Annotated in this window: 28 protein-coding genes; 4 read left to right on the top strand and 24 right to left on the bottom strand. The window is 60.8% G+C overall.

The features are described 5' to 3' along the window. Positions 1-86: 86 nt before the first annotated feature. The 9 genes from ACFO3A_RS07985 to ACFO3A_RS07945 form a co-directional block, all read right to left on the bottom strand. The gene (locus ACFO3A_RS07985) at positions 87-503 is read right to left on the bottom strand and encodes a F0F1 ATP synthase subunit epsilon (RefSeq protein WP_377725484.1); all 417 of its coding nucleotides are present in this window, start codon (positions 501-503) and stop codon (positions 87-89) included. 81 nt (positions 504-584) lie between these two features. Then, positions 585-1,994: a F0F1 ATP synthase subunit beta gene (gene atpD / locus ACFO3A_RS07980; protein ID WP_377725483.1), complete on the bottom strand. Its 1,410-nt coding sequence runs from the start codon at positions 1,992-1,994 to the stop codon at positions 585-587. Between the two features lie 35 nt (positions 1,995-2,029). Then, on the bottom strand, positions 2,030-2,896 hold the full coding sequence (atpG, locus tag ACFO3A_RS07975) for a F0F1 ATP synthase subunit gamma (RefSeq protein WP_377725481.1): 867 nt from the start codon (positions 2,894-2,896) through the stop codon (positions 2,030-2,032). Between the two features lie 18 nt (positions 2,897-2,914). Beyond that, positions 2,915-4,474: a F0F1 ATP synthase subunit alpha gene (gene atpA, locus ACFO3A_RS07970; RefSeq protein ID WP_377725479.1), complete on the bottom strand. Its 1,560-nt coding sequence runs from the start codon at positions 4,472-4,474 to the stop codon at positions 2,915-2,917. Positions 4,475-4,532: 58 nt separating this feature from the next. Continuing rightward, positions 4,533-5,069, bottom strand: coding sequence for a F0F1 ATP synthase subunit delta (locus ACFO3A_RS07965; protein ID WP_377725477.1), 537 nt, complete (start codon positions 5,067-5,069; stop codon positions 4,533-4,535). 12 nt (positions 5,070-5,081) lie between these two features. After that, positions 5,082-5,552: a F0F1 ATP synthase subunit B gene (locus ACFO3A_RS07960; RefSeq protein WP_377725475.1), complete on the bottom strand. Its 471-nt coding sequence runs from the start codon at positions 5,550-5,552 to the stop codon at positions 5,082-5,084. A 36-nt stretch (positions 5,553-5,588) separates the two neighbouring features. Next, positions 5,589-5,837, bottom strand: a complete 249-nt coding sequence (gene atpE / locus ACFO3A_RS07955) for a F0F1 ATP synthase subunit C (RefSeq protein ID WP_011803767.1) — start codon at positions 5,835-5,837, stop codon at positions 5,589-5,591. Positions 5,838-5,890: 53 nt separating this feature from the next. Continuing rightward, on the bottom strand, positions 5,891-6,754 hold the full coding sequence (gene atpB / locus ACFO3A_RS07950) for a F0F1 ATP synthase subunit A (RefSeq protein WP_377725472.1): 864 nt from the start codon (positions 6,752-6,754) through the stop codon (positions 5,891-5,893). Between the two features lie 23 nt (positions 6,755-6,777). Continuing rightward, complete coding sequence (locus ACFO3A_RS07945) at positions 6,778-7,245, bottom strand: ATP synthase subunit I (RefSeq protein WP_377725470.1); 468 nt, start codon at positions 7,243-7,245, stop codon at positions 6,778-6,780. Between the two features lie 203 nt (positions 7,246-7,448). Between ACFO3A_RS07945 and ACFO3A_RS07940 the strand changes: the two genes are divergently transcribed. Both ACFO3A_RS07940 and lipB read left to right on the top strand, forming a co-directional pair. Further along, positions 7,449-7,745, top strand: a complete 297-nt coding sequence (locus ACFO3A_RS07940) for a YbeD family protein (RefSeq protein ID WP_377725469.1) — start codon at positions 7,449-7,451, stop codon at positions 7,743-7,745. A gap of 71 nt (positions 7,746-7,816) precedes the next feature. Then, on the top strand, positions 7,817-8,455 hold the full coding sequence (gene lipB / locus ACFO3A_RS07935; protein ID WP_377725737.1) for a lipoyl(octanoyl) transferase LipB: 639 nt from the start codon (positions 7,817-7,819) through the stop codon (positions 8,453-8,455). An 83-nt stretch (positions 8,456-8,538) separates the two neighbouring features. Here the strand turns inward: lipB and ptsP are convergent, their stop codons facing one another. Genes ptsP through ACFO3A_RS07915 form a run of 4 tightly spaced genes read right to left on the bottom strand, consistent with a single transcriptional unit; the run spans position 8,539 to position 11,637 of the window. Continuing rightward, a complete protein-coding gene (gene ptsP / locus ACFO3A_RS07930) occupies positions 8,539-10,290 on the bottom strand; it encodes a phosphoenolpyruvate--protein phosphotransferase (protein WP_377725466.1) in 1,752 nt (583 codons plus the stop codon). Between the two features lie 32 nt (positions 10,291-10,322). Next, entirely contained in the window at positions 10,323-10,592 is a 270-nt protein-coding gene (locus tag ACFO3A_RS07925; protein ID WP_377725464.1) for an HPr family phosphocarrier protein, read from the bottom strand. A gap of 27 nt (positions 10,593-10,619) precedes the next feature. Continuing rightward, positions 10,620-11,036, bottom strand: coding sequence for a PTS sugar transporter subunit IIA (locus ACFO3A_RS07920; RefSeq protein WP_377725462.1), 417 nt, complete (start codon positions 11,034-11,036; stop codon positions 10,620-10,622). 28 nt (positions 11,037-11,064) lie between these two features. Then, on the bottom strand, positions 11,065-11,637 hold the full coding sequence (locus tag ACFO3A_RS07915) for a hypothetical protein (RefSeq protein ID WP_377725460.1): 573 nt from the start codon (positions 11,635-11,637) through the stop codon (positions 11,065-11,067). Positions 11,638-11,778: 141 nt separating this feature from the next. Between ACFO3A_RS07915 and ACFO3A_RS07910 the strand changes: the two genes are divergently transcribed. After that, a complete protein-coding gene (locus tag ACFO3A_RS07910) occupies positions 11,779-12,282 on the top strand; it encodes a TlpA disulfide reductase family protein (RefSeq protein WP_377725458.1) in 504 nt (167 codons plus the stop codon). A 130-nt stretch (positions 12,283-12,412) separates the two neighbouring features. After that, positions 12,413-12,856, top strand: a complete 444-nt coding sequence (locus ACFO3A_RS07905) for a GNAT family N-acetyltransferase (protein WP_377725736.1) — start codon at positions 12,413-12,415, stop codon at positions 12,854-12,856. A 63-nt stretch (positions 12,857-12,919) separates the two neighbouring features. Here the strand turns inward: ACFO3A_RS07905 and ACFO3A_RS07900 are convergent, their stop codons facing one another. The 11 genes from ACFO3A_RS07900 to rplC all read right to left on the bottom strand — a co-directional run bounded on the left by ACFO3A_RS07900 (position 12,920) and on the right by rplC (position 18,351). After that, positions 12,920-13,423, bottom strand: coding sequence for a peroxiredoxin (locus ACFO3A_RS07900; RefSeq protein WP_377725456.1), 504 nt, complete (start codon positions 13,421-13,423; stop codon positions 12,920-12,922). Positions 13,424-13,512: 89 nt separating this feature from the next. Beyond that, entirely contained in the window at positions 13,513-13,782 is a 270-nt protein-coding gene (gene rpsQ / locus ACFO3A_RS07895; protein WP_207574341.1) for a 30S ribosomal protein S17, read from the bottom strand. Between the two features lie 9 nt (positions 13,783-13,791). Beyond that, positions 13,792-13,992, bottom strand: a complete 201-nt coding sequence (rpmC, locus tag ACFO3A_RS07890) for a 50S ribosomal protein L29 (protein WP_377725453.1) — start codon at positions 13,990-13,992, stop codon at positions 13,792-13,794. Positions 13,993-14,003: 11 nt separating this feature from the next. Next, positions 14,004-14,420 (bottom strand): 50S ribosomal protein L16, encoded by a 417-nt coding sequence (gene rplP, locus ACFO3A_RS07885; RefSeq protein ID WP_207574339.1) that lies wholly within the window; start codon positions 14,418-14,420, stop codon positions 14,004-14,006. 2 nt (positions 14,421-14,422) lie between these two features. Then, the gene (gene rpsC, locus ACFO3A_RS07880; RefSeq protein ID WP_377725451.1) at positions 14,423-15,274 is read right to left on the bottom strand and encodes a 30S ribosomal protein S3; all 852 of its coding nucleotides are present in this window, start codon (positions 15,272-15,274) and stop codon (positions 14,423-14,425) included. A gap of 15 nt (positions 15,275-15,289) precedes the next feature. Next, entirely contained in the window at positions 15,290-15,622 is a 333-nt protein-coding gene (gene rplV, locus ACFO3A_RS07875; RefSeq protein ID WP_377725449.1) for a 50S ribosomal protein L22, read from the bottom strand. A 9-nt stretch (positions 15,623-15,631) separates the two neighbouring features. Next, positions 15,632-15,907, bottom strand: a complete 276-nt coding sequence (rpsS, locus tag ACFO3A_RS07870; protein WP_377725447.1) for a 30S ribosomal protein S19 — start codon at positions 15,905-15,907, stop codon at positions 15,632-15,634. 10 nt (positions 15,908-15,917) lie between these two features. After that, a complete protein-coding gene (gene rplB / locus ACFO3A_RS07865) occupies positions 15,918-16,742 on the bottom strand; it encodes a 50S ribosomal protein L2 (RefSeq protein ID WP_377725445.1) in 825 nt (274 codons plus the stop codon). Positions 16,743-16,745: 3 nt separating this feature from the next. Beyond that, positions 16,746-17,060 carry a 50S ribosomal protein L23 gene (gene rplW / locus ACFO3A_RS07860; protein ID WP_377725443.1) on the bottom strand — a complete coding sequence of 105 codons (315 nt, stop codon included), beginning with the start codon at positions 17,058-17,060 and terminating at the stop codon, positions 16,746-16,748. Continuing rightward, the gene (rplD, locus tag ACFO3A_RS07855) at positions 17,057-17,677 is read right to left on the bottom strand and encodes a 50S ribosomal protein L4 (protein ID WP_377725441.1); all 621 of its coding nucleotides are present in this window, start codon (positions 17,675-17,677) and stop codon (positions 17,057-17,059) included. Before rplD ends, rplW begins: the two co-directional genes overlap by 4 nt. Beyond that, complete coding sequence (gene rplC, locus ACFO3A_RS07850) at positions 17,677-18,351, bottom strand: 50S ribosomal protein L3 (RefSeq protein ID WP_377725439.1); 675 nt, start codon at positions 18,349-18,351, stop codon at positions 17,677-17,679. Before rplC ends, rplD begins: the two co-directional genes overlap by 1 nt. Positions 18,352-18,463: the final 112 nt, after the last annotated feature.

Below are 18,463 nucleotides of genomic sequence, written 5' to 3'. Positions count from 1 at the left end.
AAAAACCAGCGGTAAAAGCTACGTTTTTAAATGTACCGCCATAAAAAAACCACCCGAAGGTGGTTGTTTTACCGCGAAGGCTTGACTTAGCGCTGACCCCGGAAGCGGCGCAGCGCAGCCAGCTGGGCTGCCAGCACGGTCAGCTCCGACTGGGCGCGGGCCAGGTCCAGATCGTTCCTGGCATTTTTCAACGCCTCTTCGGCAGCCGCCTGGGCTTCCTTCGCCTTTTGCTCGTCCAGGTCTTTGCCACGAATGGCAGTGTCGGACAGAACGGTCACGCAATTGGGCTGCACTTCCAGAATGCCACCGGCCACGAAGACAAATTCTTCGCCGCCATCGGCCTTCTCGATACGCACCGAGCCGGGCTTGATGCGGGTGATCAGTGGGGTGTGCTTGGGCAGAATGCCCAGCTCGCCCGCCTCGCCAGGCAACGCAACAAAACGCGCGGCGCCCGAGAAGATGGACTCTTCGGCACTGACCACATCAACGTGGATGGTGTTCATCGTGGGCTCTCCTTAGAAAAAGCAAAACTGTCTTCAGCGCGGGGCGGGGTGAAAAACAGGTCTTTCACCCCGCCCGCCGCATCAAGCTGCCAGTTTCTTGGCCTTCTCGAAGGCTTCGTCAATGGTGCCGACCATGTAGAAAGCCTGCTCGGGCAGATGATCGCACTCGCCGGCCACGATCATCTTGAAGCCGCGAATGGTTTCCGCCAGGGGCACGTATTTGCCGGGGGCGCCGGTAAACACTTCGGCCACGTGGAAGGGCTGCGACAGGAAACGCTGAATCTTACGGGCACGGGCCACGACCAGTTTGTCTTCCGGCGCCAGTTCGTCCATCCCCAGAATGGCGATGATGTCGCGCAGTTCCTTGTAGCGTTGCAGCGTGCCCTGCACGTCGCGAGCCACCTTGTAATGCTCTTCACCGACCACTTGCGGGTCGAGCTGGCGGCTGGTCGAGTCCAGCGGGTCCACGGCGGGGTAGATACCCAGGGCGGCGATGTCGCGCGACAGCACCACGGTGGAGTCCAAGTGGGCGAAGGTGGTGGCGGGCGAAGGGTCGGTCAAGTCGTCGGCAGGCACGTACACGGCCTGGATCGAGGTGATCGAGCCCACCTTGGTCGAGGTAATACGCTCTTGCAGGCGGCCCATTTCCTCGGCCAGCGTCGGCTGGTAGCCCACGGCGGAAGGCATACGGCCCAGCAGAGCGGACACTTCGGTACCGGCCAGGGTGTAGCGGTAGATGTTGTCCACGAAGAACAGCACGTCGCGGCCTTCGTCACGGAAGGACTCGGCCATCGTCAGACCGGTCAGCGCCACGCGCAGACGGTTGCCGGGCGGCTCGTTCATCTGACCGTAAACCATGGCCACCTTGGAATCGCCCAGGCTCTCCTGGTTCACCACGCCAGCATCGCTCATCTCGTGGTAGAAGTCGTTCCCTTCACGGGTACGCTCACCCACGCCGGCGAACACGGACAGACCCGAGTGCGCCTTGGCGATGTTGTTGATGAGTTCCATCATGTTCACGGTCTTGCCCACACCGGCGCCGCCGAACAGGCCCACCTTGCCGCCTTTGGCGAAGGGGCAGACCAGGTCGATCACCTTGATGCCGGTTTCCAGCAGTTCCTGCGAAGGCGACAGTTCGTCGTAGGCAGGAGCCTTGCGGTGGATGGAGGCCGTCAGGGACTGGTCCACGGGGCCGCGCTCGTCGATGGGGTTGCCCAGCACGTCCATGATGCGGCCCAGGGTGGCCTTGCCCACGGGCACGGTGATGGGGTTGCCGGTATTGGTGACCATCAGGCCACGCTTCAAACCGTCGGAAGAGCCCAGGGCAATGGTACGCACCACGCCGTCGCCCAGCTGCTGCTGCACTTCCAGGGTCAGTGCCGAGCCTTCGAGCTTCAAGGCGTCGTACACCTTGGGCATCTGGTCACGCGGGAACTCCACGTCCACCACGGCGCCGATACATTGAACAATCTTGCCTTGTACTTGAGCCATTTGTGTTTGCTCCAATCTGTTTACTGTGAAAGCTGTTACACAGCAGCGGCGCCAGCGACGATTTCCGACAACTCGGTCGTGATCGCGGCCTGACGCGTCTTGTTGTAGACCAGCTTCAACTCGCTGATGACATTGCCAGCGTTATCCGTTGCAGCCTTCATGGCAACCATACGCGCCGATTGCTCGGACGCCATGTTCTCTGCCACGGCCTGGTAGACCAGGGACTCGACGTAGCGCACGAGCAGATCGTCGATCACGGTCTGCGCATCCGGCTCGTAGATGTATTCCCACGATGCCCCGGTCTTTTCCGCCTGCATCTGTTCGCTGGACAGCGGCAACAGCCGCTCGACCACCGATTCCTGCTTCATGGTGTTGATGAACTTGGTGTAGCACAGGTACACCGCATTCAACTTGCCCTGCGCGTACTGGTCGAGCAGCGTCTTGACCGGGCCAATCAGCTTGTCCAGATGGGGCTGATCGCCCAAGCCGGTCACCTGCGAGATCACCTTGACACCCGAGCGGTTCAGGAACCCCAGGCCCTTGTTACCGATGGCTACAGCGTCTACCGCAACGCCCTCTGCCTGCAAGTCACGCACCTTGTTGATGACGACGCGCAGCACGTTGGTATTCAAACCACCGCACAGGCCCTTGTCCGTGGTAACCACGATGACACCGGCCTTCTTCGCGTCGTTCACCAGCATGAACGGATGCGTGTATTCAGGATTGGCTTCGCCCAGGTGGGCGGCAATGTTGCGAACCTTCTCGCTGTAGGGGCGGGCAGCCAGCATCCGCTCCTGCGCCTTGCGCATTTTGGATGCGGCCACCATTTCCATGGCTTTGGTGATCTTCTTGGTGTTTTCCACCGATTTGATCTTGCCGCGTATTTCCTTACCTACTGCCATAAGGCCTCCTCGTCCGGTTTACGCGAACGACTTCTTGAACGCAGCGATGGCAGCGGTCAATTCGGCTTCGTCTTTGCCTTCTTTGTCGAAAGCACGGTTTGCGTTCAGACGATCCACCAAGGCAGCGTGGCTGGTTTTCAGGAACTGGTGCAGGCCGGCTTCGAAAGCCAGAACTTGCTTGACGTCCACGTCGTCCATGAAGCCCTTGTTCACGGCAAACAGCGTCACGCCCATGATGGCGGTGGACAGCGGCGAGTACTGGGCTTGCTTGAGCAGCTCGGTCACACGGGCACCACGGTCCAGCTGTTTGCGGGTGGCATCGTCCAGGTCGGAAGCGAACTGCGCAAACGCAGCCAGCTCGCGGTACTGCGCCAGGTCGGTACGGATACCGCCGGACAGGCCCTTGATCAGCTTGGTCTGGGCTGCACCGCCCACGCGGGACACCGAGATACCGGCGTTGATGGCAGGACGGATACCGGCGTTGAACAGGCTGGTTTCCAGGAAGATCTGGCCGTCGGTGATCGAAATCACGTTGGTCGGCACGAAAGCGGACACGTCGCCGGCCTGGGTTTCGATGATCGGCAGTGCGGTCAGCGAGCCGGTCTTGCCTTTGACTTCGCCTTTGGTGAAAGCTTCGACGTAATCGGCGTTCACGCGGGCAGCACGCTCCAGCAGACGGCTGTGGAGATAAAACACGTCGCCGGGGAAAGCTTCACGTCCGGGCGGGCGGCGCAGCAGCAGCGAAACCTGGCGATAAGCCACGGCCTGCTTGGACAGGTCGTCGTACACGATCAGGGCATCTTCGCCACGGTCGCGGAAGTATTCGCCCATGGTGCAGCCCGAGTAAGCCGACACGTACTGCATGGCTGCCGAGTCGGAAGCCGTAGCTGCCACCACGATGGTGTAGTCCATGGCACCGGCCTGCTCCAGCGCACGCACCACGTTCTTGATCGAAGAAGCCTTCTGGCCGATCGCCACGTAGACGCAGGTGACGCCCTGGCCCTTCTGGTTGATGATGGCGTCAATGGCCACGGCGGTCTTACCCGTCTGGCGGTCGCCAATGATCAGTTCGCGCTGGCCGCGGCCGATCGGCACCATCGAGTCGATCGACTTGATACCGGTCTGCAGGGGCTGGTCCACCGACTGACGGGCGATCACGCCCGGGGCGACCTTTTCGATCACGTCGGTCATCTTGGCGTTGATCGGGCCTTTGCCGTCGATGGGTTGGCCCAGGGCGTTCACCACACGGCCGATCAGTTCGGGACCGACAGGCACTTCCAGAATACGACCGGTACATTTGACCGTATCGCCTTCGGAGATGTGTTCGTAGGCACCCAGAATCACGGCGCCGACGGAATCACGCTCCAGGTTCAGGGCCAGGCCGAAGGACGGCTGGCCGTTGGCATCGGCAGGGAATTCGAGCATTTCGCCCTGCATCACATCGGACAAGCCGTGCACGCGCACGATACCGTCGGTCACCGACACCACGGTGCCTTGATTACGGATATCGCTGCCAGCTTCCAGCCCCTCGATGCGGCTCTTAATCAGTTCAGAAATTTCTGCGGGATTGAGTTGCATGACTCTTTCCTTCTTCCTTTAAGTTAGCCCAGTCCTTACGCACGTCGATACGCTTGCATCACGCGGTAAGGGCCGCTTTCATTTGTTCCAAGCGAGCTTTGACGGAGGTGTCCAGCACCTCATCGCCCACCACAACGCGCACGCCGCCGATCAGGCTCTCATCGACCTTGACCGACAGAGACAGCTTGCGGGCAAAGCGCTTTTCCAGCACGCCGGCCAGATCGGCCAAGGCAGCATCGTCCATCGGGAAGGCGCTGTACACCACGGCATCCGAAGTGCCGCTGCGTTGATTGACAAGCCCGCGAAACTGCGCTGCCATTTCGGGCAGGGCATCGAGGCGGCCATTTTCAAGCACGACACGCAAGAAGTTGCGTGCCGCGTCGGGCAATGCCGAGCGGGCCACGCCCGTGATGACACCCAGCACTTTGTCAGGGCTCACCTTGGGGCTGTCGGCCAGCTGGCGCAATTGCGGATCGGCGGCAATCGCCGCCAATTCCTCCACCCAAGCGACAGTGCCGTTCAGGTCTGCGCTTTGCGCACAGGCCTTGAACAAGGCTTCCGCGTAAGGGCGGGCAATGGTGGCGAGTTCTGCCATGGTTGCTCTTCCTTACAGCTCTGTCTTGAGGCGGTTCAGCAGTTCAGCATGGGCACCGGCATTGACTTCCTTGCGCAGGATCTGCTCGGCACCTTTGACAGCCAGCGCAGCCACTTGCTCGCGCAGGGCTTCACGGGCGGCAATGGCTTGCTGCTCGGCTTCGGCGCGGGCAGCGGCAACGATTTTGTTGCCCTCGTCTGTCGCACGCGCTTTGGCTTCTTCGATGATGGCCTGGGCGCGACGATCGGCGTCCGCAAGGCGCGAAGCTGTTTCGTTGCGTGCCTGGCCCAATTCCTGCTCCACGCGCTGGTTGGCAGCACGCAGTTCGGTTTTGGCTTTGTCAGCAGCAGCGAGGCCATCGGCGATTTTCTGGGCTCGCTCATCCAGTGCCTTCGCAATCGGGGGCCACACGAAAGACATCGTGAACCACACCAAGATCAGGAAAACAATGGCCTGAACGAACAGGGTCGCGTTAATACTCACGGCAACACCTTTCTATTCTTCGGCGTTGATCGGAGCTTAGGCCAGGACGAAGGGGTTGGCGAAAGCGAACAGCAGAGCGATGGCCACGCCGATCAGGAAAGCGGCGTCGATCAGACCGGCCAAGATGAACATCTTGGTTTGCAGTTCGTTGATCAGCTCAGGCTGGCGAGCGGAAGACTCCAGGAACTTGCCGCCCATCAGAGCGATACCGATCGAAGCGCCGATAGCGCCCAGACCAACGATCAGACCACAGGCCAGAGCAACGAGACCGAGAATGTTTTCCATGATGACTCCTAGAGATGAAAGAAAGGTTGGAAAGTTAAAGGGAAAGGGAAGGTTTAGTGAGCTTCATGCGCCTGGCCGAGGTAAATCAGCGTCAGCATCATGAAAATGAAGGCTTGCAGGGTGATGATCAGAATGTGGAAGATCGCCCAGATCGAGCCTGCAATGATGTGCCCCACGGGGAGCAACACGCCAGAGAGCGACATGGCAGCCGCGCCACCCATCAGGGCAATCAGGCAGAACACCAACTCACCAGCGTACATGTTGCCGAACAGTCGCATGCCATGCGAGACGGTCTTGGCAACGTATTCAATGATTTGCATGGCCAGGTTCACGACACCCAGGATCACGGCAAATACAGGATTCTTGGAGGTACCGAAAGGCGCGGTCACCAGCTCGTGCGCCCAGCCGCCCATGCCCTTGATCTTGACGCTGTAGATGAAGCACAGGATCAGCACGGCGGTGGACAGGCCCAACGTGGTGGACAGGTCGGCCGTGGGCACGACGCGCAGGTAGGCATGGTCATCACCCTGGGCAACCTGCCACAGCTTGGGCAGCAGATCGACGGGCAGCAGGTCCATCGCGTTCATCATGAAGATCCAGACGAACACCGTCAGCGCCAGGGGAGCGATGAACTTGCGTGATTGGGCGTTGTGGATGTTGGCCTTGGCCTGGTTGTCCACCATTTCGACCAGGATTTCCACGGCGGCCTGGAAGCGCCCCGGCACGCCGGAGGTGGCCTTACGGGCACCCAGCCACAGCAGGAACAGCGCAAAAGCACCCGTCAGGATACTGACCGCCACGGAGTCAAGATTGACCACCGAGAAGTCAATGATGCTGTTCTGCTTGATGTTTTGCAGATGTTGCAAGTGGTGAACGATGTATTCACTTGCGGTAGGGGCGTGTGCATCAGCAGCCATCGGACAACTCTTCCCTCAAATAATCAATTGGTTTTACGAGCATTGACCCGCCCTGCCAACAGGGCCAGCCAATAAGTTTTCATTACGGCGATCAGGCCGATCAGCAGGGCCAACCAGTTCAGATCGCTGACAAGGCGCGGCGCGGCTGCCAACATGGCAATGCACAACACCAGCTTGACCAATTCCCAGCCAAAGAGCCGCACCATCGCTGCACCGGCCTGCCCTGATTTGCGGGCCAGCGCCCGGGCAAAAACGAGGGTCGGCAGCAAAATCGCCAGACCGCCGTAACCGGCGGAACGCCCGGCAGCAGCACCTGCAATCAGCCAAGCACCCAGGGCAACCAGCAGCGCCACCACGCACTGGATACCGATCAGACGACCCACCGATAATTGGGGATAACGCTGACGCCATGCTTGCGCTTCCTGCGCAGTCAGGGGCTTGAATTGCGGCTCTTCGTCCTCAAGTTCCGAATCCTGAATCCAGTAGTTCATGATGTTGAATTACCCTCAGCACGTTTGGAACTTTTTTCAAAAGCCTCTGATTATACGTAGAAACCCCGGCAATAAGTAAGTACTGTCGGCAAGTTGTACGTGTTTTTACCCACGTCAGCCCACCCCCTGCCCAACCGACACCGCCACTGCGCCGGTGTTGTTGCACTGCGACAATCGGGCATTCCCCATAGACAAGATTCTCCATGCCCCCAGACGTCCCCGCTACGCCCCCCGATCCTCGCAAGGACTCGTTGATCGAGTACCCCAGCCAGTTCCCCATCAAGGTGATGGGCCTGCAGACGGAACATTTCGTCCACACGATTGCGCAGATTGCCCGGCAGTTCGACCCGTTTTTCGATGCCCAGACCGTTGAGCTGCGTCCCAGCAGCAATGGCAAATACCTGGGCGTGACCATTACCGTCACCGCCACCAGCCGCGAGCAGCTGGACGACCTGTACCGCGCCCTGACCGGACACCCTGACGTGAAGGTGGTGCTGTGACGGCCCACGGCGCCCAACCCCTGGACGTGCGCTTTCTCGGGCCGGTGGATTACGCCTGCACGGTTGCAGCGATGCAGGACTTCACCGCCACCCGCACCCCGCAGACCCCGGACACCCTGTGGCTGTGCGAGCATCCGCCCACCTTTACCCAGGGGCTGGCCGGCAAGGCCGAACATGTGCTGCAACCGGGGACGATTCCCGTGGTGGCGACGAACCGGGGCGGGCAGGTGACCTACCACGGCCCGGGCCAGGTGGTGGCCTATCCGCTGCTGGACTTTCAGCGCCGGGGCTACTTCATCAAGGAATACGTGCATCGGCTGGAAGAGGCGGTCATCCGCACCCTCGGACATTTCGGCATTACCGGGCACCGCGTGGCCGGAGCGCCCGGGATTTACGTGCGCCTGGACGACCCGTTCAGCCACGCCCTGCTGCCCCAGCGCCCCCAGCGGCGGGTACCGGGCAGCGCTGCACCGCAGCCGGACTTTACCGGCCTGGGCAAGATTGCCGCGCTGGGCATCAAGGTCAGCCGCCATTGCAGCTACCACGGGCTGGCGTTGAACGTGGCGATGGACCTGGCGCCGTTTTCCCGCATCCATCCCTGCGGCTACCTGGACTTGGCCACGGTGGATATGCGCCATTGCGGCATCGACGCCACCTGGGCCGACGTGGCGCCACGCCTGGCCCAGGCGCTGGAAGGTTTATTGAATTAGTAGCTGCTTCCGGTTTATTTATCAGAGATTCAGATACTTTTCATCCTGAAATCCTTGCCAATAAAGCGGAAGAAGCTCACTTTTTAGGGAATTTGTGCCATCACTGCCGCCGGATCATCCGCACTGACGACCTGTTCGGCCCAGGGCGCCAGCTTGCGGGTATCGGCCCGCAGGACTTCCTGCTTGACCGTCAGGAGCTGCGCCGGGTGCATGGAAAAGCTGCGCAGCCCCAGCCCCAGCAGCAGCCCGATCATGTCCGGGTCCCCGGCCATTTCCCCGCACACGCACACCGACTTGCCCGCGGCCTGCCCGGCTGCAATGACCTGGGCCACCAGTTGCAACACCGCCGGATGCAAGGGGTCGTAGAGGTGGGCGACCGCCTCGTCGGCCCGGTCAATGGCCAGGGCGTACTGGATCAGGTCATTGGTGCCGATGGACAGGAAGTCAAAATGGCGCAAAAAGTAATCCACCATGATGGCCGCTGCAGGGATTTCGATCATGGCGCCCAACTGCACCGGCCCATACGGCACGCCGCGCTCCTGCAGCTCCTGACGGGCCTGGGCAACCTGGGCCAGGGTTTGCGTCACTTCCTGGCGGTGCGCCAGCATGGGGAACATCAGCCGCACCGGGCCGTGCGCCGCCGCCCGCAGCACGGCCCGCAACTGGGTGCGGAACATCGCCGGCTCGGCCAGGCTCCAGCGGATGGCCCGCAGGCCCAGGGCCGGGTTCAGGAAAACGTCGCGGCCATGCTTTTCCAGCGGTTTGTCGGCGCCGATGTCGATGGTGCGGATGGTCAGGGGGCGCCCCTGCATGCCGTCCACGGCCTGCCGGTAGGCCTGGTACTGCTCCTCTTCGCCCGGCAGTTGGCCGGCGCGTCCCATGAAGAGAAATTCGCTGCGGAACAGCCCGACGCCCGCAGCCCCGGCCTCCAGCGCCAGGGCCGCATCGCCGGGCTGCTCGATGTTGGCCAGCAGTTCGATCGGCACACCATCGCGGGTAATCGCCGGGGCGTGGCGCAACCGTGCCAGGCGCCCGCGCTCCAGGGCAATCTGCCGCTGGCGGAAGCGGTACTCATCCAGCATGGCCGCCGAAGGATCGGCCAGCACCACGCCGGCATCGCCATCGACGATCAGCCAATCGTCCTGCCGAATGAGCTGGTGCGCTGCCCGGGCGCCGACGACGGCCGGAATGTCCATGCTGCGGGCGACGATGGCGGTGTGGCTGGTTTTGCCCCCCACCGCCGTGACGAAACCGGCAAAGACGCTGCGCTTGAACTGGAGCATGTCCGCCGGCGACAGGTCTTGCGCCACCAGAATCAGCGGGGCCGGGCCGGTTTGTCCGGGCAGGCTCTGCTGCCCTGCGGCGGCTCCCGCCGGGCCGGGCGCTGTCAGCCCCTGGCCGTGCATATGGCGCAGCACACGATCAACGACCTGCTCCAGGTCGGCTTTGCGCTCGCGCAGGTAGTCGTCCTCCATTTCGTCGAACTGCCGCGCCACCTGCTCCAATTGCGTGACCAAGGCCCATTCGGCGTTGTACAGGCGCTCGACAATCCATTGCCGGATGCCGCCGAGCAGCAATTCATCCTGCAGCAGCATGAGATGCACGTCCAGCAAGGCGCCCAGCTCGGCCGGCGCATCGCCGGGCAGCTCCTGGGCCAGATGCTGCAGCTCGGCCACCACGGCATCCCGGGCAGCCCGGGCCCGGGCCAGTTCGGCTTCGACCTGGTGCGGCTCAATGAAGTAATGGCTGACTTCTGCCCGGCTGTTGGTCACGACAACGGCCTGCCCAATGGCGATGCCACGTGCCACCGCCAGACCGTGGAGGGAAAAGCTCATACCCGCTCCTCTTGCTGGTGCTGCCGTCGGCCTTATTGGCCTTCGCCAAACTTGTCTTCGATCAAGGCCACCAGGGCCTGCATGGCCGCCTCTTCCTGCGGGCCGTCGGTTTCCAGTACGACCTGCGAGCCCAGACCGGCAGCCAGCATCATCACCCCCATGATGCTCTTGGCATTGACGCGCCGCTCGCCCTTGCTCATCCAGACGTTGCAGTCAAAACTGCCCGCCAGCTTGGTCAGCTTGGCCGACGCACGGGCGTGCAGACCCAATTTATTGGTAATGGTAATTTCTGTACTCAGCATGGATCTGTCTTGGTAATCGTTATCGGGTCACGGTGCGGACGAGGCTTCCAGGGACGTGACAATGCCGTTGCGGGCACCGTCCACGGCCCGCTGCACCCATTGCCCCCCGGTTTCATGGCGGTAGGCGATAGAGCGCAGCAGCATCGGCAGATTGACACCGGCCAGCACCGGCCAGCCCTGGCCCTGCGCCCAGCGCAAGGCCACGTTGCCCGGCGTGGCCCCCCAGACATCGGTCAGCACCAGGCAGCGCTGCATTTCCACCGTGGCCTGCAGCGCCTGCGCCCGGGCCACGCTGGCCTCCGGGGGCTCGTCAGCAGGAATGTCCAGCGCATGGACAAATCCGGGTGCATCGGGAAAAACGTGGGCCGCACAGGCCAGCAGGGCACTGGCCAACGGCGCGTGGGCAACCACGACCACGTGGGCCGGCTCGGAAGAATCTGTCATGGGCAACTCTCGCAGCAAAGAGCCTCGATTATTCCAGCACCAACCCCTGGAAAAACTGCTGGGCGATCTCGTGGTGGGGCTTGGGCGCGTAAATCACGGCATGGATGATGCGGGCCTGCTCGCCCTCCTGCCGGGCAAACCACACGCCATGCGTGGTGATCGTCCAGCCGGACGGCCCCTCCCCTTCCACCGTCGCCTGGATCGAGCGCGACAACGGCATGGCCCCCGGCGGCACGAATGGCGCTCCGCTCTTGCTGCTTTTGCCATCAACAGCCTTCAGCTTGCTCAATACCGCTGCCTGCCAAAACGCCAGGGCATCATCGGCCCGGCTGGCATCCGCCAGCACCCAGTCCGATACGGCATAGGTCGAATCGACCGCATCGCAGCCCATCATGCTGACCTCGACCGGGCCATCGCCCATGCCAAAGTCCACCCGGGTACGTCCAACTTGCGGCTCGCAAGGGAAATTCACCAGCAGCTTGGCCTCGGCCAATTCCACCTGGCGCCACGGCAGTTGGGACTTGTCTTGTCCGCACCCCAGCAATGTCAGCAAAAGCGCCGCACTGGCGATCCCTCGGAAAAAAGCAAAGTATGTACGCATGCCTGCATTATCGGCAACCTGGACACTCCGCAATAGCCCTGGCGGCACAGTCCGGGCCCGAACTTTCCCGAGCAGGGCGACTCCACACCACCTCCTCACACACCACCTCAGGATTGCAATCCAGGCAAAATCCGTTCCCTTATGAAGACCACCCATCTGATTGCCAGCCTTGCCTTTGCCGCCGTCTCCGGCTTGGGCGCCTATGTGTATTGGGGTTCGGCCACCCAGGCTGCCCCCGCCTCCGAATTCGTTTTGCTGGACGGCAGTACCACCAGCACCCAGGGCTTGCGCGGCAAGGTCACGCTGGTCAATTTCTGGGCCACCAGCTGCACCACCTGCGTGGCAGAGATGCCCGACATCGTGGCCACCTACAACAAGTACAAGGATCAGGGCTACGACACCCTGGCCGTGGCGATGAGCTACGACCCGCCCCAGTACGTGCTGAACTACGCACAATCGCGCCAGCTCCCCTTCAAGGTCGCGCTGGACAACACCGGGGCGGCCGCCAAGGCCTGGGGCGACATCAAAATCACCCCCACCACCTATCTGGTGAACAAACGCGGTGAAATCGTCAAAACCTATGTTGGCACTCCCGACTTCCCGGAGTTGCACCGGCTGATTGAAAAGCTCCTCGCCGAAGCATGAGCGCCAGGGCCATTGCCCCGCAAAGGGGCAAGCCATTACACTTTGCTCTATCGCTGACCCTCCCTATTGCCCCGTTTTGACCGAGGAACATTCCCCCATCGCGCTACGCCAGGCCACGGATGCCCAGGACATGGCTATTGCTGGCGAGCTTTTCCAAGAGTACGCCGTCGACCTGGACATCGACCTGGGCTTTCAGGGCTTTGACGAAGAGGTGGCGACCCTGCCGGGCGACTATGCCCCGCCACGCGGCGCTTTGCTGCTGGCCTGGGTCGATGGCAGCCCGGCCGGTTGCTGCGCCCTGCGCCCGTTGGATACGTCCGACTATCCCAACGCCGCCGAAATGAAGCGCCTGTACGTGCGCAAAGCCTTTCGCGGTTTTGGCCTGGGCCGTCATCTGGCAGAGGCCACGCTGGATACCGCCCGCCAGGCGGGCTATGCCAGCGTCCTGCTCGACACCCTGGACGACATGGAGGCCGCCCGCGCCTTGTACGCCGAACTGGGCTTCGAGGAAATTCCGCCCTACTATCACAACCCCGTGATAGGGGCACATTATCTGAAAACCGATATTTTTTAAGTAAAAAAGGCTGCAAGCGCTTATTTGGCAAGCGGTTGCAGCTCTCTTTTTAGACAGCTTGAATTATTGCAACTGGCCCAGCAGGGTTTCAGCATCGCTCACGGTCAGGGCCGCGCCGTTTTCCAAATTCAGACGCTCCACCTTGCCATCACGCACCAGCATGGAATAACGCGCAGCACGCAGGCCCAGACCCTTGCCCGTCAGGTCCAGGGTCAGTCCAGTCGCCTTGGCGAATACGGCATCGCCGTCAGCCAGCATGCGCACCTTGCCCGCCACCTGCTCGGCCCGGCCCCAAGCCCCCATCACGAAGGCATCGTTCACGGCCACACACCAGATCTCGTCCACCCCGGCGTCTTGCAGCGCCTGGGCGTGTTGCACATACCCCGGCAGGTGTTTTTCCGAGCAGGTCGGCGTGAATGCCCCCGGCACGGCAAACAGGGCAATGGTTTTTCCCCGCAGGGCATCGGGCAAAACCACCGGATTGGGGCCGATGCTGCAGCCATTGCCCTCGACTTCAACGTATTCCATCAAAGTGCATGCCGGCAGCGCCTCGCCTACTTGAATCATGGTGTCATCCTTTCAAAATAAAAAAGCGACCCACATTGTGGGTCGCTTTTTAAGACCTTAAGGTCTTGGTCTGCTTTGGCGAAGCGTGCTTACACCAGAGCTGCTTTCTGCACCAAGCGGGTAGCCACCCAGTTCTTGGTTTTGGACAGCGGACGGCTTTCGGTGATCTCGATGGTGTCACCCAGCTTGTACTCATTGTTCTCATCGTGAGCATGGTACTTGCTGGACTTGATCATGATCTTGCCGTAGATGGGGTGCATCACACGGCGTTCCACCAGAACCGTCACGGTCTTGGTGCGCTTGTCGCTTACTACCTTGCCAACCAAGGTGCGCTTGAGGGATGGTTTAGCTTCCGTCATGTCGGCTCCTTACTTGGTGGCTTGCTTTTGGGCAAGAATGGTTTTCGCACGGGCGATATCGCGGCGTGTGGCCTTCAGCGTGGCAGTGTTGCCCAGCTGTTGCGTAGCCTTTTGCATACGCAGGCCAAAGTGTGCCTTTTGCAAGGACTTCACTTCCTCTTTCAGAGCGTCCACATCTTTTTCGCGGAGTTCAGCAGCTTTATTAGTCATGTTGATTCTCCTTAAGCGCCAATGTGACGGGTCACGAAAGTGGTACGCAGCGGCAGCTTGGCGGCAGCCAGGCGGAACGCTTCGCGGGCCAGCTCTTCAGGCACACCCATGATTTCATAGATGACCTTACCAGGCTGGATCTCGGCCACGTAGTACTCGGGGTTGCCTTTACCGTTACCCATACGCACTTCGGCGGGCTTGGTAGAGATAGGCTTGTCCGGGAATACGCGGATCCAGATCCGGCCACCACGCTTGACGTGACGCGAAATCGCGCGACGGGCAGCTTCGATCTGACGAGCAGTCAGACGGCCGCGATCGGTGGACTTCAGACCGAAGTCACCAAACGACACCTCATTGCCACGGGTGGCAATACCGGTGTTGCGGCCTTTATGTTCCTTGCGGAACTTACGGCGTGCAGGTTGCAGCATGTTTATTCTCCTTGACCGTCCGCTGCTGTAGCGGGCGCGTTCACGCGCTTAACGGAATCGACTGCCACGGCAGGCTTGTCGCTGCCATCAGCGGGGGCAGCGTTGGTACCGGCAGGACGGCGGCCACCACCACGGCGCTCGCCATCACGACGACCGTCACGACGGCCATCGCGGCGGGGGCGGCGTTCGTCTTCGCGCGGTGTTTCCACTGCAGGCAGATCGCCACGGCCCAGGGTGTCACCCTTGTAGACCCACACCTTGACACCGATGGCGCCGTAGGTGGTCTGGGCTTCCGAGAAACCGTAGTCGATGTCGGCACGCAGGGTGTGCAGCGGCACACGGCCTTCGCGGTACCACTCGGTACGGGCGATCTCGATACCGTTCAGACGGCCCGACGACATGATCTTGATGCCCTGGGCACCCAGACGCATGGCGTTCTGCATGGCACGCTTCATGGCGCGGCGGAACTGAATGCGCTTTTCCAGCTGCTGGCAGATCGAATCGGCGATCAGCTTGGCATCGATTTCGGGCTTGCGCACTTCTTCGATGTTCACGGCGACAGGCACGCCCAGACGGGTGGCGAGTTCCTTCTTCAGGTTCTCGATATCCTCGCCTTTTTTACCGATCACCACACCCGGACGGGCCGAGAAAATGGTAATGCGGGCGTTCTTGGCCGGACGTTCGATCAGCACGCGCGAAACGGCGGCGTTCTTGAGCTTGGCCTTCAGGTACTCGCGCACCTTGATGTCTTCGGCCAGCATGCCGGCGAAGTCACGGTTGCTGGCGTACCAACGGCTGGCCCAGTTACGGCTTACAGCAAGGCGAAAGCCGGTAGGATGGATTTTCTGTCCCATAGTCTTTCTGGCCCTTTAGTTACCCACTGTCACGTAGATGTGGCAGGTGGGCTTGCTGATACGGTTGCCACGGCCTTTGGCGCGGGCAGTGAAACGCTTGAGCGTGGTGCCTTGTTCGACGTAGATGGTCTTGACCTTCAGTTCGTCGATGTCGGCGCCATCGTTGTGCTCGGCGTTGGCAATGGCAGATTCCAGCACTTTCTTGACGATGCCAGCAGCTTTTTTCTGCGTGAACGTCAGGATGTTCAGTGCTTGATCCACTTGCTTGCCGCGGATCAGATCGGCTACCAGACGGCCCTTGTCTACCGACAAGCGCACGCCACGGAGAACAGCACGTGTTTCAGACATGTTCATTCCTTATTTCTTGGCCTTCTTGTCGGCAGGGTGACCTTTGAAGGTACGCGTCAGGGCGAATTCACCCAACTTGTGACCCACCATCTGGTCGGTGATATAGACCGGCACGTGCTGCTTGCCGTTGTGCACGGCAATCGTCAGGCCGATAAAGTCAGGCAGCACCATGGAGCGGCGCGACCAGGTCTTGACGGGACGTTTGTCCTTGCCGGCAACAGCCTTTTCCACTTTGGCCATCAGATGATGGTCAACAAACGGACCCTTTTTAATAGAGCGAGTCATTGGCTACCCCTTACTTCTTGCGACGCGACACGATCATGTTCTGTGTGCGCTTGTTGTTGCGAGTGCGGTAGCCCTTGGTCAGGTTGCCCCATGGGTCCATAGGATGCTTGCCACCCTTGCTGCGGCCTTCACCACCACCCATCGGGTGATCGACCGGGTTCATCACCATACCGCGAACGGTCGGGCGAATACCCATCCAGCGCTTGACACCGGCTTTACCCAGCTGACGCAGGCTGTGTTCTTCATTGGCAACTTCGCCAATGGTGGCACGGCATTCGATGTGGATCTTGCGCACTTCACCCGAACGCATACGCACTTGGGCGTACACGCCTTCGCGGGCCAGCAGCGTTGCCGAAGCACCAGCCGAGCGGGCCAGCTGAGCGCCAGCACCGATCTTCAGTTCGATGCAGTGGATGGTCGAGCCGACGGGAATGTTGCGGATCGGCAGGGTATTACCCACGCGGATCGGCGCTTCCGAGCCGCTGACGATGGTGGCGCCCACTTCCAGGTTGCGCGGAGCAATGATGTAGCGACGCTCGCCGTCGGCATAGCACACCAGAGCGATGTGGGCCGTGCGGTTCGGGTCGTACTCGATGCGCTCCACCTTGGCGGGGATGCCATCCTTGTTGCGCTTGAAGTCCACCACGCGGTAGTGGTGCTTGTGGCCACCGCCCTTGTGACGGATGGTGATGTGACCGTTGTTGTTACGACCGGCCTTCTGGAATTGCGGCTCCAGCAGCGGGGCGTAAGCGTCACCCTTGTGCAGGTGGTCACGCGTGACCTTCACCATGCCACGACGGCCAGGCGAAGTCGGTTTGATTTGAATCACAGCCATGGTTTACGCAGCCTCCCCGGACAGGTTCAGCTCTTGACCTTCTTTCAGCAGCACATAAGCCTTGCGCACGTTGTCGCGGCGGCCCACGGTCTTGCCAAAACGCTTGGTCTTGCCTTTGGTGTTCACTACAGACACACCCTTCACTTCGACCTTGAACAGCAGCTCGACAGCGGCCTTGATCTCGTGTTTGGTGGCGCCTTGCAGCACTTTGAAAGTCACGGCGTTGGATTTCTCGGCAACCATGGTGGCCTTTTCGGACACGATGGGAGCGACCAGCACCTGCATCAGACGACCTTCGTCAAACTTGGGGGTATTCATGCGAACATCTCCTGGAGTTTGTCGATTGCGCCCTTGGTGACGAGCACTTTCTTGAATTGGATCAGCGACACGGGATCTGCATAGCGCGGCTCAACCACGAAGACATTCTTCAGGTTGCGCGAGGCCAGGTACAGGTTCTCGTCCACTTCTTCAGCGATCACCATCACCGATTGCAGGTTCATGGCCTTGAATTTGTCGGCCAGCACCTTGGTCTTGGGCGAATCCACTTTCAGCGACTCGACCACCACCAGACGACCTTCACGGGCGAGCTGCGAGAAAATGGCAGCCATGCCAGCGCGGTACATCTTTTTGTTGATTTTCTGCGTGAAGTTTTCTTCCGGCAGATTCGGGAAGATACGTCCGCCCCCACGCCACAGCGGGGAAGAAGTCATACCGGCGCGGGCATTACCCGTACCTTTTTGCTTGAAGGGCTTCTTGGTCGAGTGCTTGACCTGTTGGCGGTCTTTCTGGGCACGGGTACCCTGACGACCGTTGGCACGGTAAGCCGTCACCAACTGGTGAATCAGGTCTTCGTTATAAGCACGACCGAAAACAGTCTCAGGCGCATCGATTTGCGCGGCGGTTTGACCCTGTTCATTCAGGAGTTCGAGCTGCATTAGTTCGCTCCTTTGCTAGCTTTAGCCTTGATGGCAGGACGCACGGAGACGAAACCACCTTTGGCACCAGGGATGGCACCCTTGATCAGCAGCAGCTGACGGGCTTCATCGATACGCACCACGTCCAGATTCTGGGTGGTCACGGTGACATCGCCCATGTGGCCGGTCATACGCTTACCGGGGAACACACGACCGGGGTCTTGCGCCATACCGATCGAACCAGGCACGCGGTGCGAACGGCTGTTACCGTGCGAATTGCGCTGGGCACCAAAATTGTGGCGCTTGATCGTGCCCGCAAAGCCCTTACCGATGGAGGTGCCTTGCACGTCCACTTTCTGGCCCACGGCAAACAGTTCGGCCACAGGCAAAGCAGCGCCAGCGGCGTACTTGGCTGCGGTTTCTTCCGTCACCTGGAATTCACGGGTAACTTCACCGGCTTCAACCCCTGCCTTGGCAAGGTGACCGGCTTCAGGCTTGGTAACACGCGAAGTTTTGCGTGCACCAAATGTGACCTGCAGGGCCACATAGCCATCGTTCTCTTGGGTTTTGACCTGGGTCACGCGGTTGTTCGACACATCCACCACCGTGACGGGAATCGCTTCCCCGTCATCGGTGAACAGACGCATCATGCCCACCTTGCGGCCCAGCAACCCTAGGGAGTTGCTCAGACTCATTTATTTACTCCAATACTTTCGCCGCTGCAACTGCAATTGGCCCAGCGTTGCGCTCAGTAAAAAGATGCCAGCGCACGAAAGAAGGTTGATGAAACTCCGCGCAAAAACGCGA

Origin of the sequence: Comamonas nitrativorans (assembly GCF_042654765.1) — a bacterium.
GTDB lineage: Bacteria > Pseudomonadota > Gammaproteobacteria > Burkholderiales > Burkholderiaceae_C > Comamonas > Comamonas nitrativorans.
Note: the sequence above shows the minus strand (reverse complement) of the source record. Positions and strands in the feature narration are given on the sequence as shown.